At 52.6% G+C, this 26,173-nt stretch carries 20 protein-coding genes; 11 read left to right on the forward strand and 9 right to left on the reverse strand.

Annotated features, from left to right (window positions below; genetic code table 11):
* Nucleotides 1–3 precede the first annotated feature (3 nt).
* The gene (locus tag ACJJIJ_RS01500) at nt 4–1,185 is read left to right on the forward strand and encodes a hypothetical protein (RefSeq protein WP_444938466.1); all 1,182 of its coding nucleotides are present in this window, start codon (nt 4–6) and stop codon (nt 1,183–1,185) included.
* Between the two features lie 117 nt (nt 1,186–1,302).
* On the opposite strand, the gene ACJJIJ_RS01505 is transcribed toward ACJJIJ_RS01500, so the two are convergent.
* The 3 genes from ACJJIJ_RS01505 to argS form a co-directional block, all read right to left on the reverse strand.
* Complete coding sequence (locus ACJJIJ_RS01505; protein ID WP_444938467.1) at nt 1,303–2,772, reverse strand: nucleoside hydrolase; 1,470 nt, start codon at nt 2,770–2,772, stop codon at nt 1,303–1,305.
* A gap of 205 nt (nt 2,773–2,977) precedes the next feature.
* Nucleotides 2,978–3,865: a dTDP-4-dehydrorhamnose reductase family protein gene (locus tag ACJJIJ_RS01510; protein ID WP_444938468.1), complete on the reverse strand. Its 888-nt coding sequence runs from the start codon at nt 3,863–3,865 to the stop codon at nt 2,978–2,980.
* Nucleotides 3,866–4,028: 163 nt separating this feature from the next.
* Entirely contained in the window at nt 4,029–5,765 is a 1,737-nt protein-coding gene (argS, locus tag ACJJIJ_RS01515) for an arginine--tRNA ligase (protein ID WP_444938469.1), read from the reverse strand.
* A 135-nt stretch (nt 5,766–5,900) separates the two neighbouring features.
* Between argS and sbcB the strand changes: the two genes are divergently transcribed.
* The 4 genes from sbcB (at nt 5,901) to ACJJIJ_RS01535 (ending at nt 10,881) form a co-directional block, all read left to right on the forward strand.
* Nucleotides 5,901–7,352: an exodeoxyribonuclease I gene (sbcB, locus tag ACJJIJ_RS01520; protein ID WP_444905228.1), complete on the forward strand. Its 1,452-nt coding sequence runs from the start codon at nt 5,901–5,903 to the stop codon at nt 7,350–7,352.
* A 110-nt stretch (nt 7,353–7,462) separates the two neighbouring features.
* Nucleotides 7,463–8,479, forward strand: coding sequence for an aspartate carbamoyltransferase (locus ACJJIJ_RS01525; protein WP_252084788.1), 1,017 nt, complete (start codon nt 7,463–7,465; stop codon nt 8,477–8,479).
* Nucleotides 8,480–8,597: 118 nt separating this feature from the next.
* A complete protein-coding gene (locus tag ACJJIJ_RS01530) occupies nt 8,598–10,031 on the forward strand; it encodes an NfeD family protein (protein WP_444898924.1) in 1,434 nt (477 codons plus the stop codon).
* An 85-nt stretch (nt 10,032–10,116) separates the two neighbouring features.
* Complete coding sequence (locus tag ACJJIJ_RS01535) at nt 10,117–10,881, forward strand: slipin family protein (protein WP_252084790.1); 765 nt, start codon at nt 10,117–10,119, stop codon at nt 10,879–10,881.
* Nucleotides 10,882–10,963: 82 nt separating this feature from the next.
* On the opposite strand, the gene pgi is transcribed toward ACJJIJ_RS01535, so the two are convergent.
* The 4 genes from pgi to nhaC form a co-directional block, all read right to left on the reverse strand.
* Nucleotides 10,964–12,586 (reverse strand): glucose-6-phosphate isomerase, encoded by a 1,623-nt coding sequence (pgi, locus tag ACJJIJ_RS01540; RefSeq protein ID WP_444938470.1) that lies wholly within the window; start codon nt 12,584–12,586, stop codon nt 10,964–10,966.
* Nucleotides 12,587–12,897: 311 nt separating this feature from the next.
* Nucleotides 12,898–13,092, reverse strand: a complete 195-nt coding sequence (locus ACJJIJ_RS01545) for a hypothetical protein (RefSeq protein WP_252084792.1) — start codon at nt 13,090–13,092, stop codon at nt 12,898–12,900.
* Nucleotides 13,093–13,580: 488 nt separating this feature from the next.
* A complete protein-coding gene (locus ACJJIJ_RS01550) occupies nt 13,581–14,657 on the reverse strand; it encodes a DUF3549 family protein (protein WP_444938471.1) in 1,077 nt (358 codons plus the stop codon).
* Entirely contained in the window at nt 14,650–16,155 is a 1,506-nt protein-coding gene (nhaC, locus tag ACJJIJ_RS01555; protein WP_444908871.1) for a Na+/H+ antiporter NhaC, read from the reverse strand. Before nhaC ends, ACJJIJ_RS01550 begins: the two co-directional genes overlap by 8 nt.
* 327 nt (nt 16,156–16,482) lie before the next feature.
* On the opposite strand from nhaC, the gene ACJJIJ_RS01560 reads away from it, so the two are divergent.
* The 6 genes from ACJJIJ_RS01560 (at nt 16,483) to ACJJIJ_RS01585 (ending at nt 23,913) form a co-directional block, all read left to right on the forward strand.
* A complete protein-coding gene (locus tag ACJJIJ_RS01560; protein WP_444938472.1) occupies nt 16,483–17,652 on the forward strand; it encodes a 1-acyl-sn-glycerol-3-phosphate acyltransferase in 1,170 nt (389 codons plus the stop codon).
* A gap of 115 nt (nt 17,653–17,767) precedes the next feature.
* Nucleotides 17,768–19,906, forward strand: a complete 2,139-nt coding sequence (dinG, locus tag ACJJIJ_RS01565; protein ID WP_444938473.1) for an ATP-dependent DNA helicase DinG — start codon at nt 17,768–17,770, stop codon at nt 19,904–19,906.
* Between the two features lie 105 nt (nt 19,907–20,011).
* Nucleotides 20,012–20,335 carry a YqcC family protein gene (locus ACJJIJ_RS01570; RefSeq protein ID WP_444885880.1) on the forward strand — a complete coding sequence of 108 codons (324 nt, stop codon included), beginning with the start codon at nt 20,012–20,014 and terminating at the stop codon, nt 20,333–20,335.
* A 283-nt stretch (nt 20,336–20,618) separates the two neighbouring features.
* On the forward strand, nt 20,619–21,311 hold the full coding sequence (locus ACJJIJ_RS01575) for an ATP-dependent zinc protease family protein (RefSeq protein WP_252084798.1): 693 nt from the start codon (nt 20,619–20,621) through the stop codon (nt 21,309–21,311).
* Between the two features lie 55 nt (nt 21,312–21,366).
* Nucleotides 21,367–22,899, forward strand: coding sequence for an inactive transglutaminase family protein (locus ACJJIJ_RS01580; protein ID WP_252084799.1), 1,533 nt, complete (start codon nt 21,367–21,369; stop codon nt 22,897–22,899).
* Between the two features lie 9 nt (nt 22,900–22,908).
* Nucleotides 22,909–23,913: an alpha-L-glutamate ligase-like protein gene (locus ACJJIJ_RS01585; RefSeq protein ID WP_252084800.1), complete on the forward strand. Its 1,005-nt coding sequence runs from the start codon at nt 22,909–22,911 to the stop codon at nt 23,911–23,913.
* 52 nt (nt 23,914–23,965) lie between these two features.
* Here the strand turns inward: ACJJIJ_RS01585 and ACJJIJ_RS01590 are convergent, their stop codons facing one another.
* Both ACJJIJ_RS01590 and ACJJIJ_RS01595 read right to left on the reverse strand, forming a co-directional pair.
* A complete protein-coding gene (locus ACJJIJ_RS01590; protein WP_444938474.1) occupies nt 23,966–25,126 on the reverse strand; it encodes an acyl-CoA desaturase in 1,161 nt (386 codons plus the stop codon).
* A 216-nt stretch (nt 25,127–25,342) separates the two neighbouring features.
* Nucleotides 25,343–25,678: a fatty acid desaturase gene (locus ACJJIJ_RS01595; RefSeq protein ID WP_444911000.1), complete on the reverse strand. Its 336-nt coding sequence runs from the start codon at nt 25,676–25,678 to the stop codon at nt 25,343–25,345.
* Nucleotides 25,679–26,173 lie beyond the last annotated feature (495 nt).

Raw genomic sequence — 26,173 nt, forward strand, 5'->3', positions numbered from 1 at the left:
ACAATGAAGCTACACATCTTTAATTGTCTTTTTTTTATATTTCTACTTGCTGCCGCCTCTAGTGCTAGTTGTGTAGAATTACGAGGGATTGCTGCAGTTGAGTATCGCCAATTCCTTGCTAGAGGCGAGGTTGGTCAGAAGACCTTTCAGCCTTCTGTTTTTGTTGAACCAGAACTCTATCAATCTTTTTTGAAAGACAGTGCTAGCATCACTGTAGTACCTTTTTTACGGTTAGATGCTTTAGATGATGAACGGTCTCACTGGGATATCCGTGAATTTATGGTGCGATATCACTTTAAAGAGCTAGATCTTGAGGTTGATCTTGGAATAGGTAAGGTATTTTGGGGTGTAACTGAGTCTCAGCATCTAGTGGATATAATTAATCAAACTGACAGTATCGAATCATTAGATAATGAGGATAAACTCGGTCAGCCAATGCTTCATGTTTCATGGATTAAAGAATGGGGAAGTGTTGAGGGTTTTCTACTCCCTTATTTTCGAGAACGTACATTTCCAGGTGAGGATGGGAGACTTAGTTTAGGCGTTGAAAATTCGTCTGCTCAGTATAAGTCCTCGAAAGGGAATAGGCATTTGGATTTTGCAGTTAGATACTCTACTAGTATGAATTCGGTTGATCTGGGGGTAAGCTATTTCCAGGGCACTGGTAGAGATCCTGATTTTATCTATAACCAGCAGCAATTGTTACCTTTTTACCGGCAGATTAGACAAGTTGGAATTGATGCCCAGTGGCTAAAAGGAGATTTTTCTTGGGTTTCCGAAGCTCTGTGGCGTGATACTGGTGAAAAAGAGTACTTTGCAATAACCGCAGGTTTTGAATACAGCCTTGTAGGGATCACTGATACAAATATGGATTTAGGTATTTTAACGGAAGTTTTGTATGATTCCCGTGGACAGAGTGCTACGACAGCATGGCAGCGAGATATTTTTATAGGAACTAGACTTGCAGTTAATGATATCGCAGGGACTGAGATATTGCTGGGGGTAACCCAGGATCTTGATTATTTTAATTCCAGAGCTATAAAGCTTGAAGCATCGAGCAGGATTACAAATTCTTGGCTGTGGAGGGTGAATGGATGGATTTTTAATAGTTATGGTAAAGAGGATCCATTGAGTAGTTTCCAAAAAGATGATTATTTAGAGGTAGGTTTAGAATATTATTACTAGTATTTTAGGGTTGACTAATTTCTCAAAATTACCTTATTAAGGATCTTCGAATGCCCCCCAATATCCCTCATAACACTCTGTCAATAGAGTACGGGGGGCTAATTTCAATTTAGTAAATTACAGTCTACATCTAGATCCCTTACGAGCAGAATTAAAACGATCGCGCAGGCGCTCAATCATTGTAGTGCGTGCGGCATCGTGGTTGATACCCATTACGACATTCACTTCTAGGCCCTCGCCGTTTTCGGCAAAAGTGGTTTTACCCACGGTGGGGTCGAAGGAAATGGGGTCGTAAGGAGTCATACTGTCAGCCAGACCGGTATTTAACTGGTCGACTTCAATAAATCCGGCTACCAGATCCATTTCTAGAGTTTCAGGCTCCAACAGTACCAGTGCGGCGATAATATCCCACAGGCGAATTACTGCATCCATAGCGAAGTCACCATTACCCTGGAAATCACCACCTTCAAATTCACGGATAGAGCTGAGGAGTTTGGAGGTATAGCAGGCCTCAGGGGTTGCGCGACGTTTAGCCAGGGCTTCAATGGTGCTGCCCTGTACCTTGGCCATGTCGGTAGAGTTGGTGGGTACCAAATAGGTTTCAATATCATTTTCACTCAGGGCGTTAAAGGCCCACTGCGCACTCAGCGGGTCGAGTAGAATATTGAATTCCTGGTGGGTGCTGAAGTCGCTGTCACAGCCAAAACTCGGGTGGGAGAAAATATTGCCGCCCAGATTTCTAGATTTATCGCCAAAGCAGGCTGCTTGGTGATTCTCGGTAAACGGCTCATAATTCTCAAAGCCTCCACCCATCATAATTACACGATCAATTTTTGCCAGCTGCTCTTCGTTGGCCTTGCCGAGTACCCGGGCCAGTGTGGTGAGTTTGCCGGTATTGAAAACCACTGGGCGTTGCTCCAGTTTATCCAGAGTTTCCAGGATAATGTCTTCGGCCAGTTCAAAATTGAAGGAGACACCATTGTTACCTTGGTAGCGGTAGTGTTCCTGTTTTGCGCGGGGGATTAGGTGGTCAGTTCCGTATAAGGTGGAGCCGTTGTCACGCCAGGGACCGGGCACATACTGGCCATAAAGGTTAATACCCATGGCATTGCGGCGCTCTAGATTCCATGTGCCGGTGCTGAAATCGGAGGAGTTGGGCAGCTGGTAATCATCGCGGCCAGTTACAGCGTTGTCGTCATTGACAGGAGCGCTGGAAGCCTTACCGTTAGCCCCGTAAGCGACCTCCTCAGTGGCAAAGTAGGCACCGCGTATCACTTTGGTATCGTTGTTACCCAACCACTCGAGGATGTTGTAAACCGTATTGGCTCCGTGCGCTACAGTATTGAAGGAGTCTTCAACCACTGCCAGCTCCAGGGTGTAGCGCGGGTCTTTGGCAATCAGCATCAATGCTACGGCATCGTCAAAGTTATTGAAGTCGCCGATCCAGATAATCGGTTGGGCATCTTCATTTTTGGTTGCTTGGTGCAGGCGCTTTCCATGACGACCATTATCCGCATGGCAGGAGGCCAGGGTTGCAAAGCTACCAAGAATCAGGGCTCCGGCAGATAGCCAACGTTTTAATTTCATCTATATTTCCCTATGGTTCGAGAGTCTTTAATTGGCGATTTCACGACCCCTCCCTGAGTCGATACATGGCCACTCCTGTAATAACTACCATTAACGCTTGTTAGCTATAAATAGTGCTCAATTACAAAAGTTAATGCCGGCTTATAGGCCGGCACAGGTATATCCCTATACCATTTAATTTCTTTTATTCGTTTTCCATTAGTTTTTAATTCTGGATAAAAGATTTCAGGTTGCGTGCCAGTTGCTGAGGCAATGGTTCAGTCCCTTTGATGCCCAGGTTTGTTAAGCGCGATTTATCCAGCTGACAATTGTAGGGGCGCGGTACTGAAAAATCGGGTTTGCTATCTGCGCTGATATGGTCAGCACTCAATTCGCACACTTTGGCAATAATATGCGCAAGTTCAAAGCGAGTGCAGGCGGTGTCGCCGCTCCACTGATAGATACCTTCAAATTGGATGCCACGCTGGGTTTTCAACAGGCATTGCTCCAATACTTCTGCCACTTCCTCCACACTGGTGGGAAAACGAATTGCCCAGTGATCCAGTGTGACCGGTTTTTGTTCTCGCAGTGTCTCTAATAGGGCGGTAATACCCGATTCCTCCAGGTAGGAGACGGGTCCAAACAGCCAGGGCAATCTTAAAACCCAATGGTTACCGTTTTTCAATACTGCTTCCTCTCCCGCCAGCTTGCTGCGGCCGTAGAAATTCACGGGATTGGGTATGTCATCAGGGGCATAGGGTGGGGCAGAACCATCAAAGACATAGTCTGTGCTGATATACACCAACTGTGCATTGATTTCGCTACAGTGCTTTGACAACAACTCTGTGCTGCTGACATTGAGTTGCCAGGCGGTATCTGGATTGTCAGCACAGCGGTCTGGCCAGCGCTCAGCGGCACAATGGATCACCACTTCCGGCCTGATATCGTTCAGGGAAGCTTTCACTGCGCTGCTATCCGATAAGTCCAGGCGAATTAAGTTTTCGCCTGCGCGAGAAAAAGCGGTGCCGATTACGGAAAAAGTAGGTTTGTTGGAAAGTTGTTTAAATACACTACGGCCCAGCAGGCCGGAGGCGCCGGTAATCAGGATTTTCACGGGTTACTTTCCTTTAATTAGACCAGTGGGGAAACGGTGGCCTATGTGGGGTAATGAATGGTGCAGGATAGTTTGGCTGGAGGCTAGGGAAGCCTGCCCGCCAGAGAGCCGCCCGGCCAGCCAGCCTGCATATTTGCTGGAGGTATGGCCGGGCAAGAACAATTTACATTTGCTCCATAACTTCAATACCGAGCAAGCCGAGGCCAGTCGCGATAGTGCTGGCCACCAGGTTACACAGCTGCAGACGGCTGTGCTTCTGTTCTTCACTTACCCCTTCTTTCAATACCGGGCAGGCTTCGTAGAAGCTCATATAGGCACTGGCCAGCTCGTACAAATAAGTACAGAGCACGTGTGGGAAGGTGTCTTTGGCTACCTGATCCAGTACTTCACCAAATTGGTTCAGTTTTACTGCCAGTGCGCGCTCTTGGGGGCTTTCCAGATGAATATCGCCCTTGAGTTCACTCGCCTCAATACCGGCCTTGCGGAAAATACTGCGCACGCGGGTATAGGCATACTGTAGGTAAGGCGCCGTATTGCCTTCAAAGCTGAGCATGGATTCCCAGCTGAAGATGTAATCGTTAGTGCGGGTCTTGCTCAGGTCCGCATATTTCACCGCGCCGATGCCCACCTTGCGCGCGATTTCCGCACAGGTTTGTGCATCCAGCTCAGGGTTCTTCTCGGCTACCAGTTTTTCTGCTCGCTCCACCGCTTCCTCTAGCAGGGCGGCCAGTTTTACCGTACCGCCGGTGCGGGTTTTAAACGGCTTGCCATCGTCGCCCATCATGGTGCCAAAAGCGCAGTGCTCAAGAGAAACGGATTCTGGTAAAAAGCCCGCTTTGCGTGAAGCGACAAAGGCCTGCTGTAAGTGCAGGGATTGACGGGCATCCACTACGTAGAGAATACGGTCTGCATTGAGCTGGTTTGCGCGGTAGCGAATGGCAGCCAGATCGGTGGTAGCGTATAGGTAACCACCGCCCTTTTTCTGGATAATCATCGGGCTTGGATTGCCTTCTTTATCGGCCATCTCTTCCAGGAAGACTACGATAGCACCCTGGTCCTCTACGGCGATGTCGTTATCCAGCAGTTCTTTAACCAGCACCGGCAGATCGTCGTTGTACTGGCTCTCCGCGTAAACGTCTTCCTGCTTAAGGGTGACATTGAGCTTGGAGTAGATCTCTTCACAGTGGCTGATAGAAATATCGATAAACTGTTTCCACAGTTTCAGGCACTGTTCGTCGCCGCCCTGCAATTTTACAACGTATTCACGGGCGCGGTCTGCAAAACCCTCTTCCTCGTCGAAGCGTACTTTGGCTTCGCGGTAGAAGACTTCCAGGTCGGCCAGGGCTACTTCCGCAGCATTGTCTGCCAGCTTGTCGGACAGATGTGCCAGTAACATACCGAACTGGGTGCCCCAGTCGCCCATATGGTTTTGACGGACCACCTTGTGGCCCTGGAACTCCAATAAGCGCGCCAAGGCATCACCGATAATGGTGGTGCGCAAATGGCCTACGTGCATTTCCTTGGCCAAATTGGGGTGGGAATAGTCGATGACTACGGTTTTGGGTTCTTCAACAGAGGCAATATTGAGACGCTTGTCGCCTTGGGCAGCCAACAGCTGTTGGCTCAGCCACTGTTCACTCAGATGGATGTTTAAGAAGCCAGGACCCGCGATCTCGACCTTTTCGATCATATCGCCCTTGTCCAGCTGCTCAAGGATCTTGCTGGACAGCTCACGCGGGTTGGTGCCCAGTCGCTTGGCGGCGCCCATAGCGCCATTGGCCTGGTAGTCGCCAAATCCGGCTTTCTTCGCAGGTGCCACAATCGGGCCGCATTCTTCGGGGATACCGGCGGCAAGCATGGCGGCCTGGAATTTGTCGGAGAGGAGTTGGCGAATATTCATAGAGGGTTATAGCTGTCTTAAATTCGTGGAAACGCCGAATTTTAATGGGCGGTGGCGGCTTTGCAACCAGCGAGGGCTGGAGAGCGACTCAAATCTGGGTACAGGTGTCCAGATGGTGAGGTGCTCAGTGGTATGATGCCGCCAAATTATGGAGGTACCGTGAGTTCTACCACACTTTATTGGCACGATTATGAAACCTGGGGCACAGACCCGGGTGCCGACAAACCGGCGCAGTTTGCCGGTATCAGGACCGACGAAGCGCTGAATATCGTCGGCGAGCCATTGATGATTTACTGCCGCCCTTCAGCGGACTGCCTGCCGCAGCCCATGGCGAGTCTGGTGACCGGCATCAGCCCGCAAAAGGCTCTGGCTAACGGCGTGCCGGAAATTGAATTTATCCAGCGCATCCTCGCTGAACTGGGTGCGCCGGGCACCTGTGGGGTGGGTTACAACAGTTTACGTTTTGATGACGAGGTAACTCGCTACACCCTGTATCGCAACCTGCTCGACCCCTACGAGCGCGAGTGGCGCTCCGGCAACAGCCGCTGGGATATTATCGATATGGTGCGCCTCACCTATGCCCTGCGCCCAGAGGGTATCCAGTGGCCGACACGGGAAGACGGTGCGCCGTCTTTCCGCCTGGAGGAACTGACCGCAGCCAATGGGATCTCCCACGAGGGCGCTCACGACGCACTCTCTGATGTCCACGCTACGATTGATATGGCGCGGCTGATCCGCAAGCAGCAACCGAAGCTTTACGATTATGTTTTCCGCCTGCGCCGAAAGCAGGAAGCCGCCAAGATGATTGATATGCGTGAGCGCCGCCCGCTGTTGCATATCTCCGGCAAGATTTCTGCCAATCATGGGCATTTGACCTACGTGATGCCGTTGGCCAGCCATCCGGTGAATCGCAACGCCGTAATTGTTGCCAATTTGGCGATGGACCCCGAGCCTTTACTCAACCTGGATGCGGATACGCTGCGTGAGCGCCTCTACACCGCTCGCGATCAGCTGGGTGAAAGCGAACTGCCGGTTGGGCTGAAACTGGTGCACTTGAACAAGTGCCCGATATTGGCCCCAGCCAATATGCTCGACGATAAACGTGCCAGTGAACTGGGCATCGACCGAGCGGCTTGCGAAGCCAACTGGCAGAAGTTGAAAAGCGTTGATCTGACCGAGAAACTGCACAACGTATTTCTGGATCGGGAGTTTCCCCAGAAAGATGTAGAGGCGGATCTCTACGGCGGTTTCCTTAGCGATGCCGACCGCGATATCTGCCGTGAGCTGCACCGCGGCTTGGCAGCCCGCGGGCCCGAAGCCCTGGCTGGCGAAGTGCCATTCAGTGACAAGCGCTTACCCGAGTTATTGTTCCGCATGCGTGCGCGCAACTTCCCAGAGACCCTATCCGACGAGGAACATCAGCGCTGGCAGATCTGGTGTTTCCAGCGGTTAACCGACCCCACCGCAGGGGCCTCTATCACCCTCGAAGATTACTTCCGCCAGCTGTCCGAACTGCGAGTACAGCATCCAGAGCGGATATCGCTGATTACCGAGCTGGAAAACTGGGGCGATAGCCTACTCGCCTAATGTGTTGAATCGCGCCAGCGGCCATTCTTTCACTGGGCTCTATTGCGGTGCCCGAGTAGAATGCCGCTCGCGAACACCCGCGCCCACAAGGCGCAATCACTGGAGTAACCATGGACTTTATCGGAGCCAATATTCTGTCCGTCAGCCAGTTCGAACGTGCCGATATAGAGCGCGTATTCGATGTGGCTGACGCCATGACCCCTTATGCAAAGCGCGAAAAAGTAACGCGCGTATTGGAGGGGGCGATTCTCGGCAATATGTTTATGGAGCCGAGCACCCGTACCCGCCTGAGTTTTGGGGCTGCTTTTAACTTATTGGGTGGCACGGTTCGGGAAACTGTGGGGATTACTGCCAGTGCTATGGCTAAGGGAGAATCCCTCTACGATACGGCACGGGTACTGTCGGGCTACAGCGATGTGATTTGTATGCGTCACCCGCAGGAGGGCTCTGTGGCAGAATTTGCCGCAGCGAGTCGCGTGCCGGTGGTCAACGGTGGTGATGGCGCTAATGAGCATCCCACCCAGGCGCTGTTGGATCTCTACACTATTCGCAAAGAGCTGGCCGCCCATGGCCGCACCCTGGATGATTTCCGCATTGCCATGATTGGCGATCTCAAACACGGTCGCACCGTGCATTCCCTGTGCAAGCTACTGTGCTTATTTGGCAGTGTGCATATCACTCTGGTCTCCCCACCGGAGCTGGCAATGCCCGATGCGATTGTGGAGAAGCTGCGCGAGGTGGGGCACGAGGTGACGGTGACCGACCAGCTGGAATCCTCGATCGCCCATGTGGATATTGTCTATTCCACCCGTATCCAGGAAGAGCGCTTTGCCTCTCAGGATGAGGCCAACCGCTATCGCGGGCGTTTCCGCCTTAACCGGGCGATTTTTACTCGCTACGCAGAGCCCAATACGGTGATTATGCACCCCCTGCCGAGGGATTCACGTGCAGAGGCCAACGAACTGGATACCGACCTGAACGAACATCCGAGCCTGGCGATTTTCCGCCAGACCGATAACGGCCTGCTGGTGCGTATGGCTTTGTTTGCCCTGCTATTAGGGGTGGAACGTCAAGTGGATAAATACGCCCGCGAAGTTAACTGGCATAGCCGTCGCAACCCAGTTTAACGTCACTTTCCTTGTTTTCGGATAACGCCGTTTTTTTCTGTTAATCTGATTGAGTTACCCCGGCCAGAAATACGATGGCTGGCCCGGGTTTCTCCGCAATCGCATCAGGGAAAGATGCATGTCGAATCAGATATCGTCAGCGGTATTCTTGCGCGGCGCGCTCATCCTGACGCTGCTTCTCGTCGTTTTGATTTCAAAAAGTGCCGCACAGGAAAGTACTTCCCCCCATGTGGCGCTGTTGACTATTGATGGCGCCATAGGCCCCTCTACGACGGATTACTTTAAGCGTGCCACTGAGAGTGCTGGTGAGCGCGGCGCTGAGTTAATCATTGTACATATCGATACTCCAGGCGGTCTGGATGCGGCTTCCCGAGATATTATTCAGCATATCCTTTCCTCTCCTATCCCTATTGCCATGTATGTGTACCCCTCGGGCGCCCGTGCAGCCAGTGCCGGCACCTATATCCTCTATGCCAGCCAGATAGCAGCCATGGCCCCGGCTACAACTCTGGGGGCCGCCACGCCGGTACAAATAGGCGGACCACCGGGAACGCCATCTCCAGGTGGCAACCCAAAAGAGAGCGACCAAAAAGAGGAAAAAGAAAAAGCGAATAAAGACGACGAAGAAGGTAAAGACGAGGACAAAAAGGAAAAGCCATTATCCGGCACCGCCATGGAGCGCAAGATGGTTAATGACTCCGTTGCTTTTATTCGAGGCTTGGCACAACGCAATGGACGCAATGCCGAGTGGGCGGAGAAGGCCGTTCGTGAAGCGGCAACTCTGACCGCTTCGGAAGCGCTAGAGATGAATGTTGTCGATATTGTTGCCAAGAATGACGAGGATTTACTGAAGCAAGTGGCCGGACGTAAAGTATCTCTTGATTCCGGTGAAATTACCATTTCGGCAGAGATTGCCCAACTCCCCATAGAAAATTACGAGCCAGATTGGCGTAATGAGTTACTGGCTCTGATTACCAATCCCCAGGTGGCTTATATTCTTTTATTGATCGGTATTTATGGGCTGATTTTCGAGGGGTATAGCCCCGGCGCTTTTGTGCCCGGCATTGTGGGGATTATCTGCCTGCTTTTGGCATTTTATGCTTTGCAGGTTTTGCCGATTAATTATGCCGGGCTGGCGTTGATTATTGTTGGGGCGCTTTTGATTGTGGCGGAAGTCTTTATGCCCAGTTTTGGCGCCTTGGGAATTGGTGGGATTATTGCCTTGGTGATTGGTTCAGTAATGCTGATCGATACCGATGTGCCGGGCATGCAGGTGTCGCGAAAACTCATCGCGGCAATTGCTGGAGTGAGTGGTGTTTTTCTTTTGGGTCTTTTAATGGCGGTGGGCAGGAGTTTGCGCAAACCGCGACTTGCTTCCGATCAGGCCCTGGTGGGACGTGTGGCGGTGGTGAGCAATGTGAGCGAAGAAGAGGTGCTGGTGCACCTCGGTGGTGAAATATGGCGGGCGCACTGTGAGACGCCACTGGAGCCTGGGCAGCGAGTGCGTGTTATCGCCCAGCGTGGTTTGCTGCTCTATGTTGAGCCGGGCTAGTCATTGCGGTTGGCATTTAAATTGGCTTTTGCTGGTGCGAATTTACCCCAGCAAAATTTATAAGCAGTTATAGGGAGAGATAAGCATGGTCAGTTATTTTGTTGGGCTGTTGGTGCTCGCGGTATTACTGCTATTGATGTATGCCATCCGAATCTTGCGGGAATATGAGCGTGCGGTGGTCTTTTTTCTGGGGCGCTTTCAGACAGTGAAAGGACCTGGCCTGATTATCATCATCCCAATTATCCAGACCATGGAGCGCGTGGACTTGCGCACCGTAGTGATGGATGTCCCTACACAGGATGTGATAAGTCGCGATAATGTTTCAGTAAAAGTGAATGCGGTAGTTTACTACCGGGTTGTTAATTCACAGTCAGCGATTATCAATGTTGAATTTTATCACGAAGCTGTCAGCCAACTGGCCCAGACGACGCTTCGCTCTGTACTGGGTAAGCATGAGTTAGATGAGATGCTTTCCGAGCGGGACAAACTCAATGTGGATATTCAAAAAATTCTTGATGAGCAAACTGATGCCTGGGGCGTTAAGGTCACTAATGTCGAAATTAAACATATTGACCTGGATGAGAGCATGGTGCGTGCTATTGCCCAGCAGGCTGAAGCAGAGCGGGCACGACGAGCCAAGGTAATTCATGCAGAAGGCGAAGCCCAGGCAGCCTTAAAGTTAACAGAAGCTGCCAATCAGCTATCTCAAAATGCTAACGCCATTACTTTGCGCTACATGCAGACCATGATTGATATTGCCGGAGCAAATAATAGCTCAACCATTGTGTTTCCACTTCCACTGGATTTGATTGAGCCTCTATTGAAACGTGGTGCTGAGGCGCAGAAATAAAGAATTCTCTTTCTCTGTGAAACATATCTAAAAAGGCCACATTTTGATGTGGCCTTTTTAGTGGAGCTCTCTGTAAATGGTCTTACAAGAGCTTTTCCATCAGAGAGCGAGTTGAACTATCCCAATCCTCGGGAACATTTCCATCTGCGGCATTATAAATCTGCGCACTTAACTGTTTGCCTAGCTCTACCCCCCATTGGTCAAATGGGTTAATTCCCATAAGGCAACCGCTGGTGAATACCTTGTGCTCGTAAAGCGCTAACAGAGCTCCCAGGTGATGCGGGTCTAACTTTTCCAGTATCAAAGTATTACTTGGGCGATTACCGGGAATGGCTTTATGCGGTGCCAGCGCATGGGCTTCGCGGTGGGTATAGCCGGCATCCTCCAGTTCCTGGCGGGCTTCGTGCAGGGATTTGCCGCGTAGTAGAGCCTGGCTCTGGCTGATACAGCAAGCCAGTAACCAGCGGTGTTGCTCGCTTAGCTCAGAGGTCGGTTGCTTGATGGCGATAAAATCCGCTGGAATCAGGTCAGTGCCCTGGTGCAATAGTTGATGGAAGGAGTGCTGTCCATTGGTCCCCTCGGAGCCCCAGATCACACTGCCGCTGGGATACTCCAGAGGCTTGCCCTCTTTATCCACGCTTTTACCCAGGCTCTCCATATCCAATTGCTGCATCCAGGCGGGAAATTTGGATAGACGCTGAGCATAGGGCAGAATCACTTGGCTGCTGGCACCCCAGCACTGGCGATACCAGAACTGAATAAGAGCCAGCAATACCGGCAGGTTTTCCTTCAAAGGGGCACTGGCAAAATGGGTGTCCATGCTATGGGCACCGGCCAATAGTTGCTCATAAACGTTGTAGCCGTAGGCCAGGATGATCGGCAGACCAATGGCCGACCACAGTGAGTAGCGGCCACCTACCCAGTCCCACATAGGGAAAATATTTTCTGGGGCAATACCAAAGTCTTGTGCGGCCACAATATTGCTGCTTACGGCAACAAAGTGTTGGGATAATTGTTTTTCAGTGGCACCCGCCGCTAGTACCCATTGACGTGCACTCAGAGCATTCTCTCGGGTTTCCAGAGTGGAAAAAGATTTAGAGGCAATGATAAAGAGAGTCTCTTCCGGGTTGAGACCTTTGAGGGTATCACTGAGGTCGGCACCATCAATATTTGCTACGAAATGTACTCGAATACTTTCCTTATGCCATGAGCCTAGAGCCTCAACCACCATGCGCGGACCGAGATCGGAGCCACCGATGCCGATATTGACGATATGGCGAATAGCTTTGCCGCTGAATCCGAGCCACTTTTGTTGATGGATGCTATCGGCAAATCGCTGCATCTGAACGCGGCAGTCAGCCACGGCGCGTTCGTGTTCAGTTTTTGCCGCTCCTTGAAAGCGAAGGGCGGTGTGTAGGGCTGGTCGATGTTCGGTATTATTGACATTGGCACCGTCAAGCAGGGCAGCAATCTGGCTGCTCAAATCCTGATCTTCGGCATAGTCGAGTAACAGTTGCAGAGTGTCCTGCCGCAGGTGATTTTTACTGAAGTCCAGATAGATACCAGAGGCTTCACAGCTAAAACTGGTTGTGCGCTGGGGATCGGTGGCGAAAAGTTCGCGTAAAGACCACTTTTGTTGTTTGAAATGAAATTGGAGTTGTCTGATTACAGAGGCACGGCTCAGGGCCAGAGTTTCACTTGTCATGGTGGTCGTTAATAAACTCTCTTTTGAGTAATTTTTTTCGGTCTTCCCAAGCTGAACGGCGCTTGGTGTCAACGGGCTGGCAATCCTAACTTATTACTTTCGCGGGACCAGTATCTGAGACGGTACAGTCTATTACAAGAAAAGAGTCTTCGCTAAGAAGGGGGGAGAGAAAAAACAAATGCCGCTCGTTAAAGCGGCATTTGGTGGTGATCCATACTAAATAATGCTTTGTTACTTGTGTGTCTGTCAGTGTAAATTTAGTCAAAACCTCATTTAGTATGAATCACCACGCTGTTCTGCTTGAAACGATTTTACTTCACCACTTTCATGCAGCGTACTCTGTCAGAAGCCATCCAGCAGTCAGCATCTGCAGGGCAGGCCATGGAAACTGGAATTTGTTCAGCACCCGGTGGGCAGTAAGCTGGCGGTGCCGGAGGGCTACAGCAACCTGCTAGAACCAGTGCACTGATAATACCGATTAAGTACTTGGCTGGAGTGAAATTCATCCCCTAACTCCTTTCCGTTGATGTTAGCCATTAGCATAGCCAATAAAACGTCACCTGTTGGTCAGCTTTGTAAAATGTGTTTTACAAAGAAGCCGCCTAATTGAGTGTAATAGGCGCAGGAAAAAAAAAGCTGTCAGGTGCAAAGTCAGGGAGAAGCTTGCGCCAGTTTGTAGGGTTTTAGGCTGTAAAAATAGCGTTTTCTTTCTGAGGTGCTGCTAAGTGTGTTGTTTTTTGTGGCGGTGGAGTGAGTTGAAATTTATTTTTTAATGTTTTTTGTTGCAGTTTTCTTTTGCGGGATTTTAGGTGAACTATTGCTGGAATAGAAGTTAGCGAATGTAAAAATGGCAGTCTTTTATTCGTTGCGCAGATGAGTACTCTTCTTATGAAGATGACGAAAATCATTTACAGGTGGAATGTGTAAAGATAAGGCGTAAACATGGCAATGAGGTAGGCCAAAATTTTGCTACATCATTGCCAGATTGAAGACCCTAGTGAATGGATTTGGGTCCATGAAGGAAATGACCGAAGGCCTGAGCCAGGGTTTCTTCCCGTTCTGGGTCGCGTAATGTACTTAGTAGAGAGGTGCGCACCTTGGGCAGAAACATCAAGTCAGAGAGCAATAAGTTAAAGGTATCCTGGTTATTACTATCTGCCAGTGCATTGAGCCAAAGTTTGGCTAATTGTGGATTTTCTAGGTCTTGGGGGCAGCGGCTGCCGATGGCAGCAAGAAGCTCTATAGACTTAGCCTTGATGCTCTGAGTGCCACTCGATGATTTTTGTGTCAGATGCTTTAAAACTTCTTGCAGTAAAGTGCCGCGTAACCCCTGCGCCGGCGAATGAGAGATACCACGCACTGCAGCGGCAATCAGGGTGAAATCCGGAGTGTCATTGTGTAAAGAGTCATGTGCCCGAGTGGCGATGGCTTCTACCAACTGGTGATCGACCGCTTCATTTTCCAGACAGTGGCACAGATTGACAAAAACTGGCGCAGCAATATGGGACAACTGATTTAACAGAAGCTCTTTCTGGGAGTCCCAGCGGGCTGATAGATCGGCAATTCCCTGTAGGGCCAGGTTATCCCAGCGGGACTTCTGAGGGTTGTGGAAATAGTCGAGTATTGCTGCATAGTGCGCGCTAGGTGTGCGCTTCAGAAGCCGTTGGGTGTGCGCGTGAAATGCAGCTTGGCGCTCGTTGGAAGGGGTATAAAGTAGACCGCTTTGTTGCAGTAATTGGTCCAGCTGCGCTGCGGATTCGGAAGCGGGCGCCTGCTTCAGCTCTTGGGCCAGGGCGCGCAGCAAGCCATCGCGGGCCTGTAGCTGTAGCTTGCCCTGCTCATCGAGGGGAAAGCGCAGGAACCAAACCGCCGGTTCACCACCCTCAACGGGTTGCAGCAAGAGACCACTCCAGGCCTGGCGCAAATAGGGGTGAGGCCAGGCCTTTTGGCCCGCCTCGAAAGCCTCGGCTGTAGACTTTGGTACAGATTGAAGACGCCGGCCCAGATCGAACCAGCGTAATTTAAAGTCCGCCTCTTCTATCAGGGCGCTCAGGGTACCGCTTTCACTCATGACAGCTTTGTAGATTTCCTTCTTTTTTATCGGAGGGTGCTGTGGCCGCAACTGAGATCGGCATCTGCTTAAAGTGCAACCAGCCGTAGGCGATCGCTAGCAGCGGGCAGATGATGTTAAACAGGGCATAGGGTAGGTAAGAGAAGGTATAAATGCCAAGGGTAGCCGTCATATAGGCCCCGCAGGTATTCCAGGGGATCAGTACGGAGGTGATGGTGCCGGAGTCCTCCAGTGTACGGGACAGGTTTAGCCCATGCAGGCCCTTCTCTTCAAAGGCTTCTCTGAACATACGGCCCGGAATAATAATTGCCATGTACTGGTCACCAGCGGCGGCGTTCATGCCGAAACAGGTGAATACGGTGGAGGTCACCAAGCCGCCCACGGTTTTAATACGCGACAGAGTCCAATTGACAATCACTTGTAGGAAGCCGGCGCGCTCCATGGCGCCACCGAAGGCCATGGCGGAGGTGATCAGCCACACAGTATTGAGCATGCTGCTCATACCGCCTTTAGAGAGGAGTGCGGCGACATTCTCATTCGTAGAGGTGGATTTATAGCCATCGAACAGGCTGTACCAGGCGCCTTTGAGTGCGGCCAGGGCACCTTCATCTCCCCCCAGACGGCGGGCAGTCTCCGGTTCGAAAATCAATGCGATGGCACAGCCCACCAGGGAGCCGACGATCAACGTGGGGAAGGCGGGGACTTTGCGCCAGGCCATAGCGAGTAGCAAGATCAGAGGCAGCAGGCTGATCAGGGAGATTTTGAATTCGCTCTTCAGGGCAGTAAGTAAAGACTCGATATCTGAGGCGGAAGCAGTGCTGGCCTCAGAAGTGAGGCCGAGATACGCGAACACCACCAAGGCGATAACGAAGGCTGGAATTGCGGTCGACATCATATGGCGGATGTGTTGGAACAGATCGTTCGATGTTACCGCCGCAGCCACGTTGGTCGTGTCAGATAGCGGCGACATCTTATCGCCAAAGTAGGCGCCGGAAATTACCGCACCCGCAGTGATTTCCGGGGACAAGCCAAGAGCACCGGCAATCCCCATAAGAGCCACACCCAGTGTGCCGGCGGTGGTCCAGCTGGAGCCGATGCTAAGACCCACTACGGCACAGATAATACAGCTAGCGGCGTAGAACCATTGGGGCGAGAGAATCTGTACCCCGTAATAAATCATCGATGGCACAGTGCCAGCTAATATCCAGCTGCCGATCAAAGCGCCCACCGCCAGTAGTATCAGAATCGCGCCAAATACCAGGCCTATGCCGTGCAGCATGCCGCCTTCCATATCACTCCAGCTGTGGCCGTTTTTCATGCCCATCAGCGCAACTACGCAGGCACACAACAACAGTGCAATTTGGTTGGGGCCGTAAGAGGAATCGGCGCCATAGAAATACACTGACAGTGACAAGAGTGCGATCAGGATCCCCAGGGGGATCAACGCATCCAGCAGGCTGGGCGTGCGCGGTTCATTAGTGGGGGTGGCTTGAGACAAGGTGGACTCCTGCTTGACTGCGTGGCTTGTGCCGTATTCGTTATCGTTGTTTTTGCCGTCGGCGGCGGTTGTCCCTCCTATTCTCCCGGCTTGGGACGGCGAAGTCTACTTTGAATAGCAATTGGGACAGGAGGACCTTTTTACTGACTGACCCGTCTAACGGTTCTTTCATCGCCTTGGTCATCGATCTGGTCGGGTGAGGTGCTAGCAGTTCGGCGAGGCTTCCGGTATGTTCTGCGCCGATTTCTTATCCCGGCTACCCTGTGGCCGTACAATAAAATGAGCCCGGGCCACGGGTAGATAGTCGGTCCGGCAGGTAGTGATGTCATGAGAGCAAGTGAGTTAGACCCCGCTCAATTTGAGGATATGCGCCCTTATCGCGACGATGAGGTGCGTGCTGTTCTGGACAGGCTGATCGCCGACCCGGAAATGTCCCATGCCGTAGCGCATTTCCTGATCCCCAAACTGGCACGTTTGGAAGGCCCCCTGGCCTGGCTGGTACGCCAGTTCCTGCGTTTTGAATTTCGCAAAGTGCACGATGTACGTGGTGTGCAGGCGATTGTAGAAAAATACATCGACAAGGTGGTGAGCCGCACCACCTCTGGGCTGACGATTTCTGGGCTGGATACCCTGCCGCGGGACCGCGCCTGTCTCTTTGTAAGCAACCACCGGGATATTGCCATGGACCCGGCTTTTGCCATCGTGTCCATGTACAAGGAGGGGCATGAGACCTCCCGTATCGCCATCGGCGATAACCTGCTGGGCAAGCAGTTTGCCGGCGATATTATGAAGCTCAACAAGTGTTTCACGGTCAAGCGAAGTTCTGGCACCCGTCGGGAAAAGCTGCAGGCGGCCACAAAGCTGTCCAACTATATCTACCACTCCATTGTGAATGACAATGAGCATGTATGGATCGCGCAGCGCTCCGGGCGTGCGAAGGATGGTATGGATCGTACTAATCCGGCCTTGGCGGCCATGTTCGCCATGACGAAAGATCGGGATATGCCCTTTGCGGATTTCTGGCGCAAGTTGCACATAGTGCCCCTGTCCATCTCCTACGAGTGGGACCCCTGCGATGCCCAGAAAGCCAAGGAACTCTACATCACCGAACACAAGGACGAGTACAAAAAGGCCAAGAACGAGGATCTGGCCTCCATCGGCAAGGGTGTGATCGGCTTCAAGGGGCGGGTGCACACCGCGTTTGGTACACCGATCGAGGCGGATTTCAATGACGTTAACAGCGTCGCTGAAGAGATTGATCGCCAGATTGTCGGCAATTACACCCTGCATCCCACGAATCTGATCGCCTACGAAATGATCTATGGCGAGGTGTCCGGATTGCCGGTGGGTTACCCGCACAAGCCCTGGGATGCCAGTGAACACCTGGAGACCCGTGAGAAGTTTGAAGCGCGCATGGCCAAGGTCGATGAGCGTTGGCGGGAAAAGGCGATCCAGGCCTATGCCAACCCGGTAGTTTCACGCCTCGCATTTGAATAACTGTTTTGGAATCAGTGTAAGAGGGGCACTCAGCCTCTGCGGTGCTGGTGAGGAGGGGGCGCTTAGTGGATAATAACGCCCCCTGCGCCACCCACTAGCGAATAGACTCTCCCCCGTGCTCAACGATAAACACAAAACCGCCATCCAGGCTGCCTACAGCCAATTCCTGTCCAGCCGTGGCCTCAAGGCCCGTTATGGGCAAAAACTGATGGTGGCAGCCATTGCCCGCACGCTGGGCTCGATTGTGCAAAGTGCCAGTGGCGAGCGCGACAACAGTAAGACAGACGGCGAGCATATCTGTGTAGTGGAAGCCGGTACCGGTACCGGTAAAACGGTCTCCTATTTACTTGCCGCCATTCCCCTGGCCCAGGCCCAGGACAAAACCCTGGTGATTTCCACCGCCACAGTTGCTTTGCAGGAGCAGATTATCCACAAGGACCTGCCCGAAGTGGCACGTCACAGTGGCCTCAACTTTGAGTACACCCTGGCTAAGGGGCGCGGTCGCTACCTGTGCCTGTCAAAATTAGATCAACTACTCTCCAGTTTTTCCGCCAGCGGTACCGGCCTCTCTCTGGGACTCTATGAAGACGAGCTGCCCCAGGTGGGAGAGGACAGTGTTGCCCTCTACCAGAAGATGACTGACAGTCTGACCTCTGGCCGTTGGGATGGTGACCGCGACAACTGGCCGGAAACTATCGAGGCCGATGACTGGGGTCGGATCACTACAGATCACCGTCAGTGCAGCGGCCGTCGCTGCCCCCATGTCACCAATTGCAGTTTCTTTCGCGCGCGAGAGAGCTTGGGCAAGACCCAAGTGATTGTTGCCAATCACGATTTGTTACTGGCGGACCTGGCCCTGGGCGGCGGTGCCATATTGCCTCCCCCAGAAGAGACGATTTACGTGCTCGACGAGGCCCATCACCTGCCGGACAAGGCCCTCAATCATTTCTCCCATCACAGCCGTGTCGGCGCCTCCACCGGTTGGCTCGACCAAGCCAACAAGGCCCTTGGCCAGATGCTGGGAGAGATCGGCGATGGCGCCGAACTGGATCGCTGTGGTGAGCAACTACCGGCGGTGCTCACCTCTGCCAAACAGGGTCTGGAGCAGATGTGGCCGCTGATTGAGGAGTTGTGCGAATTTGAGGATGAGCGGGGTAATACCACTCGACACCGCTTCGAGGGTGGAGTGGTGCCGGATTCCATGATGCAGCTGGCGGAAAAGTTGCGCGAGGATTTTGACGAGCTGGAGGGGCTGTTCGGCAAAATGTTGCAAACGGCCCAGCGTATGCTCGAGGACGCTCACTCTCCGGTGCCTATTGTAGATCTGGAGCGTTGGTACCCTCAGCTAGGCAGCTGGTATGGGCGTGCCGAGGCCAATTTGTTGCTCTGGGCCAACTATGCACGCGCAGATGCCGATGGGGCCCTACCTCAGGCGCGCTGGGTTACTCTGGTGGATTGGGGTGGTTCGACCGATTTCGAGGTGTGCAGCTCGCCCATCCTGGCCGGCAAGACTTTGGATTACAGCCTTTGGCGGCGCTGCTACGGTGCGGTGCTTACCTCCGCGACGCTCACCGCACTGGGCAAGTTTGACCGCCTGCGTATGCGTGCCGGTACCCCGGAAAATGCCAGCTACCAAGTGGTTCCCAGTCCCTTTGATTTTTCCAGAGCCACTCTGCAGGTTCCCGCTTGTGCCGTGGATGCAGGTAATGCGGATCAGCACACCGATGCGGTGATTGATGCTCTGCCGGAGTTGCTCAAGGACTCAGGTGGTTCCCTGGTACTCTTCTCCTCTCGCCGCCAGATGGAGACGGTCTACGAGGCATTGCCCGGTACTTGGCGCAACCGCATCCTGATGCAGGGGCAGCAGTCCCGTCAGCATTTACTCGACTCACACCGTGAAATCGTCGATGGTGGTGGCAGTAGTGTGTTGTTTGGTCTTGCCAGTTTTGCCGAGGGCCTGGATTTGCCTGGGGATTACTGCAGGCATGTGGTGATTGCCAAGTTGCCTTTCGCGGTGCCCGATGACCCAATTGAGGCGGCCTTGGCAGAATGGATTGAGGCCAAGGGTGGCAATCCATTTATGCAGATCACCGTGCCGGATGCAGCCCTGAAACTGGTACAGGCCTGCGGTCGTTTGTTGCGTGCGGAAGGGGATAGTGGAACAGTCACCCTGCTGGATCGCCGTGTAGTGAGCCGTCGCTACGGCCAGGCGATTCTCAATTCACTGCCGCCTTTTAACCGCCATATCGAATAACCTCTTACTCTTTGGTGTGCCCCATTTTCGTCTACAGGTTTGGAATTCCTGCCAGGGGCACTGGGATTACAAGCTGCCCGGCAGGGCGGTTTAGGGATTGGATCTATGCAAGCTATTTACTCTGAAGTCGCCGATCAATTGTTACAGCTCGAAGCCGAGTTGCGCCGCATGGCCCTGTGGCAGGAGGAGGCCCCAACAGCGGAAGCCTTAGCCAGCAGGGAACCTTTCTGTGTAGATACCCTGACTCTGCCGCAGTGGCTGCAATTCATCTTTTTGCCGCGTATGCGCCAGCTAATTGAGGGGCAGATGCCGCTACCGCAACAGTGTGGCATAGCGCCAATCGCGGAAGAGTTCTTCAAAGAGAGGGGAGGCGCTGAGCCTCTGATCAAGATTCTCAAGGGCATCGACGAGCGCCTGCAGCGCGGCTGAGTCCTCCTCCCTGGCGTCCACTGGGCGCCCCACCTCGCTTTCATCTACTTTGTTAGCTATAACGATTCACGGTTGGCCGTCAAATTCTCAAGATCTGGCGCGTGTCACATTGTGGCGCTTGCATCGCTCGACTCTAGGAACATCCCTGTTCACCAAGCTCTTTCATAGGCTAATATCGGCCTTTTGCTTGCGTTGGGAGGAATTTCTGCGCTTGCTACCGTGAACGCTGCGAAGACAGTGCGGTCGGATTGGAATGCTAATGGGGCTAGAGGTAATCGTTAGGATGCAGAAATTTTCCCTTCTGTGGTTATTGGTCGCGGTCCAGTTATTGCTGGGCTGTCAGTCGCTGATGTACCCCGCACAGAGCCAGCAAGGGGCAGAACCCGCTACTGCACAGTCGGGCCAATCTCAGGGCGAAATACTCCAGTGCCCAGAGCCTGTGGAGGTGATCTGCGCAGAACCAGAGGTCAGGGTCGTTGAAAAAGTCATCGAACGAACCCTAGAAAAAGTAGTCGAAGTGCCCGTCGCCAAGGACAAACTGGTACTAGGAGCCGTGGAGAAAATCTCTATCGAGCCCTCCGGTCTGGTTGTTGAGTCTGTGGTGGATACCGGTGCGCCGACAACCACCTTGCGCGCCCAGACACTGACACGCTTTGAGCGCGATGGTGAGGACTGGATCAGAATTCAGCTGGCACTGCCGGAAGTGGATGGTAAGGCCGAAACTTCTACCATCGAACTGCCCATCAAACGCCATATCCGTGCGAACCGTATTGGTTTCCCGAGCCAGCGTCGCCCGGTAGTGGAGATGAATCTCACTGTGGGTGAGGTTACTCATATGGTTGAGGTCAGTCTGACGGATGAGGGCCGCAACGATATTGTGATGGTGCTGGGACGCAATTTCCTCAAAGATGCCGCGGTTGTCGATGTGAGCCGGCGCAATATCCAAGGGCAGCCTCGGGTGTTCGGGAATAAATAGGCCGCTTATTAAGATTAGGTTCCTTTTGGAACCCTAGAGTTACGGGGAAGGGCGAATGTCGCCGCGCGTTCAAGTTTATGTTATTGCGGCATTGCTCGCATTGATCGGGGCGGGTCTCACCGCTTACAAACATTTCGAATTAGGTTTTCCACTGCTGCCGGGTGAATACCGTACTGTCTGGACCATTGAGGCCAAAGTGGGTTTCGATGCGGAGGGCGGCCCGGTAAAAGCTGCGCTGACTTTGCCCCGTGAGCAACGCAATATGGAAATCCTCGGCGAGACTTTCAGTTCCTCCGGTTTTGGCTTTTTTATCGCCCGGGAAAATGATGAGTATCGGGCAGTTTGGACGCGCCGCTCCGCCGAGGGGCCCCAGTCCCTGTTCTATCGCTTGGATGTGTACCAGACTCCCGGTGCGGCGCTCGAACAGCCTTTGAATCTCAGCACCCAAGTACAGAAACCTTTCCTCGGTGCACGGGAGCAAGAAGCCGTGCGCCTGGCGATTGATTCGTTGGTTAAGCAGGCCCGCGAGCGCTCCTCCGACGTGGAATCTTTCACCACTCAATTGCTGTTTGAGCTGAACGACGATGGTAACCAGGATCGCAACCTGGTCTTCCGCCACTACACCGATAAATCCCTGGTGGATGTCGCTCTGCTGATGCTGGCCACCGCCGATATTCCCGCGCATCGCATCCGCGGCCTCTACCTTGAGGATGACCGTCGCCGCCTTGCTCCAGAGGATCTGCTCGAAGTTTACGATGGTCAGCGCTGGATTGTTTTCGAGCCAAGCAGCGGCTTGCCCGGAATTCCAGAAAACTTCTTTATCTGGCAGCGCGGTGGCAAGAGTCTTCTGGACCTGGAGGGTGGCCGCAATTCGCAGGTGACTTTCTCGGTCATTTCCAATGACGTGCCTGCACGGGATGTCTCCATGCGCAGCACAAAGGGCGAAAAAGAGGCGCTGGTGGATTTCTCCATCTACAGCCTGCCCATCGAGCAACAGAGCATCTTTAAACTGATTTTACTGGTGCCGGTAGGTGCCCTGGTGGTGGTGCTGCTGCGCATCTTTGTCGGCTTGCGCACCTCCGGTACCTTTATGCCGGTACTACTGGCAATAGCCTTTATTGAAACCCAGCTGCTCACAGGGCTATCAATTTTTGTATTGATCCTGGTGCTCGGGTTGTGGGTGCGTTTCTACTTGAGTCGGCTCAATTTGCTCCTTGTGTCGAGGATCGCCGCCGTGGTAGTCACGGTGGTGCTCATTATGGGGGTGATCAGTGTGGTCAGTTATAAGCTCGGAATTGAGCAGGCACTGACGGTGACCTTTTTCCCGATGATTATTTTGGCCTGGACCATTGAGCGCATGTCCATCGTTTGGGAGGAGGATGGCCCCTACGAGGTAATTGTACAAGCCGGCGGCAGCCTGCTGGTGGCTGTTTTGGCCTGGTGGGTGATGACTAACCGCTATGTGGAACACTGGACCTTTAATTTCCCCGAGCTGCTGCTGGTGCTGCTGGCCTTTATCTTGGTTGTGGGTAACTACACCGGTTATCGCCTCAGCGAGCTGATGCGTTTTCGGCCTCTGATCAAGTAGGGGGTTGCGATGCTTCAATTTTCATTCAAGCACATCATCAACAAGGTTCGCGGTGGTATGGTTTCGCCGATGGCCCTGAATGAGATGGGCATACTCGGGATGAATGCACGCAATATCAATTACATTGCGCGCTACAACGATCGGGAAAAATTCCCAATTGTTGACGACAAGCTGAACACTAAGCGAGCGGCCAAGCGCGCAGGCATACCAGTACCGGAATTGATCGCAGCCTTTGAAACTCCGGCCAGCCGCAAGCGCGTGATGGAAGTGATCGATCCCTTGTGGAAGTTTGTAATCAAGCCCGCGCGCGGTTCGGGGGGCAAAGGTATCCTGGTCATTGCCGGGCGCGATGGGGATAAGTATAAGAAGATTTCCGGCTCTGAAGTTGAAGCCCTGGATATTCTGCGTCACGTTAACAATATTCACAGTGGCCTCTACAGCCTCGGCGGCAAGCCTGACCGGGTAATGGTGGAGGCTCTGGTGGATTTCGACCCGGTGTTTCAGGATTACTCTTTCGAGGGAGTACCGGATATTCGCGTGATTGTGTTTCGCGGTTTTCCGGTGATGGCAATGCTGCGCTGTTCTACCCATAGCTCCGATGGTAAAGCCAATCTGCACCAAGGCGCTGTAGGAGTGGGTATCGACCTGGCCACTGGCAAGAGCTGCCACGCTGTACAGCGCGGCTTACGCATCCAGCACCACCCGGATACCAAGATGTCTTTCGGTGAGCTGAAGGTTCCGGGTTGGTATGATCTGGTGCGTCTGGCGGCGAGCTGTTATGAAATGACCGGACTCGGCTATCTGGGGTGCGATATCGTTTTGGATCGCGAGCGCGGTCCGCTATTACTCGAAGCCAATGCTCGTCCCGGTCTCGCAATTCAGGTAGCTAACGGTGTGGGTCTGCGCCAGCGCCTGCGTTTTATCGAGGGGCTGGATGAAGAGATGCTCGAGAAAGGGGTGGACGAGCGGGTGGCGTATTCCATGCGTGAATTCGCTGCGGAAAAAACCCTTTAACCCACTCGAAGGCAGTTGCCTATTGCCACTTTCCAGCATTTTCGCAGCACTGTTAGGAGGATGTGGCTGAATCCGTCTGGCACTGCTTTATCAGTCTACTCAGACGCCGGCTCTGCATTTTCAAGCCGAACTCTAACTCCTTAACCTTGTTTTGAATTGCCAGCGAACGCCACTTCTCCGCGATCTTATCCCCGCGGCACTGGGCGCGCTGTAACTGCAGGTTTTTCCAGTTTTCCAGAGCCCTGGCGAATTGTATGGCCTCGTTCTCCAATAGTTTTAACCAGTCCTCCCGGTGTGCGCTGCCTCCGAGCTTCTCCTCCGCCTGGCTGAACTGCACTGACAGTTTGGCTTTCTGTATTTGTACCGCTGAGGGGGTTTTTAGGTCGTTGGTGATACCGACCCAACTGAACAGCTTGATCATCCATTTAGTTGGGTCGTACGCAAACCAGCCTACGCCATTGCGATAATCGGCAGGAAAGGCGTGGTGGTAGTTGTGGTATCCCTCACCGAAAACCAACAAGTTCAGAAAGATATTATCTCGTGCACTGATATCGTTTTTGTAGGGGCGTTTGCCCCACATGTGCGCCAGAGAGTTGACCAAAAAAGTTGTGTGGTGATTGACTACGATACGGAGTACTCCAGCGAGCAATAGCATACCGATCACATCGCCGGTGAGAAGCCCAAGCACTAGAGGAATACCCAGATTCATACTGAGGGTGATGGGGATATAGTGATTGTGTTGCCACATCACGATCTTGTCGCGCTTCAGATCCCCGACATTTTTATAATCCAAGTGGCTGCTTGGATATTCGTGCATCATCCAGTCGATATGAGAAAACCAGAAGCCGCGCATTGCTGAGTAGGGGTCGCGATCATTGTCATCAATATGGCGGTGATGCAAGCGGTGCGCAGCGCTCCAGGTCAGGGTGGAGTTTTGTAGGGCAGCCGCGCTGAACAAGGCAAAGAACAGGCGTAGAGACCAGTGGGCTTTATAGCTTCTGTGAGACCAGAGCCGGTGATTGCCTGCTGTTACCGAGAGACTGCACAAGGCGGCTAATAGTGCGAAGGCGAGCCACTGGTACCAGTGATATCCAACCATCAGCCCGTAGATGGGCACGGCGGTCAGGGCCAGGAAACCTGTACTGGCAAACAGCACTGTGGGAACCCAAAAGCATTTGCGCTTGGTTGTGGATGTTGGTGAAGCAGTATTCATAATTCGAGCCTGTTTGTGAAACGGCCTCGGGAAGCCCCGTATAGTTAGTGGCGCAATTTTTCTATGAAGTTATTTGGCGGTGTATTTCTGGGGATAATTTCCAGTTACCAATACGATGCTACACAGAGAATATAGATAATTATTGTGAGGAGGCGCAGTGCGCTTTTTGCAGCCATCCATACTGCCAAGTGATACCCAGCCAACTGAGGCCCTTTATCAGCCCTTTAGTCTAGTCGGGTCGTACGCAAACCAGCCTACGCCATTTCGATAGTCTTTGGGAAAGGCGTGATGGGAGTTTTGATAGCCCTCGCCAAATGCAAAAGTATGGATAACAGGGTTGTCCCGGGCCGAAATATCGCCCTGAACTTTCTTTTGCTCCAGTGGTGGCCCCAAAGAGTTGAAAGCGAAGGCGGCATGGTGATTGATTACCATGCGCAAAACACCTGCCAGCAAAAACATGGCGACAATACCTCCGGTAATCAGACCGAGGATTAGGCCGAAAGCAAAGTTCATACTGGCGGCGATCAGCAGAGAGTGGCGGTGTTGCCCCATCACAATGTTGTCCCACTAAAGGCCTTTGGCATTGTTCTACCTAAAGGATATTTGTGGATCATCCAATCTAGTGGCGCACAGAATTTCTCAGAGGGATTTTTTTACATCAGGCCTCTAGTGGTTGCTGTCCTTGGCAGGTTGCGCCTCTTTTTGGTGCGATATTTAGGTTTTTTGGCACTTGTTGGTTCATATTGCTTGGTCGCCAGGAAAAAAAGAGATCGGCCACCGCAAAATCCTACGAGAAAGTTGGCATACCGATTGCAGCATTAGAAACGTACGGGACGCATGACCCGTACTTCGGGGAGTTTGCATGGGGTTATGGCAAACCGTTTCCAATGAGGAACTTCCCGTTTTCTCTCATCATCGCTGATTATGGCCCCGCTCTGCGGGGCCTTTTTTATTCTTCTATCCCTCTTTCCAAGCGCTCCCACTCGAAAAAAATTTTATTTTTGTGACTCTGTGTGGAATTCTGATTGGCACTAATGCTTGGTAAAT

Source organism: Microbulbifer mixtoriginis (SeqCode) (genome assembly GCF_052467945.1).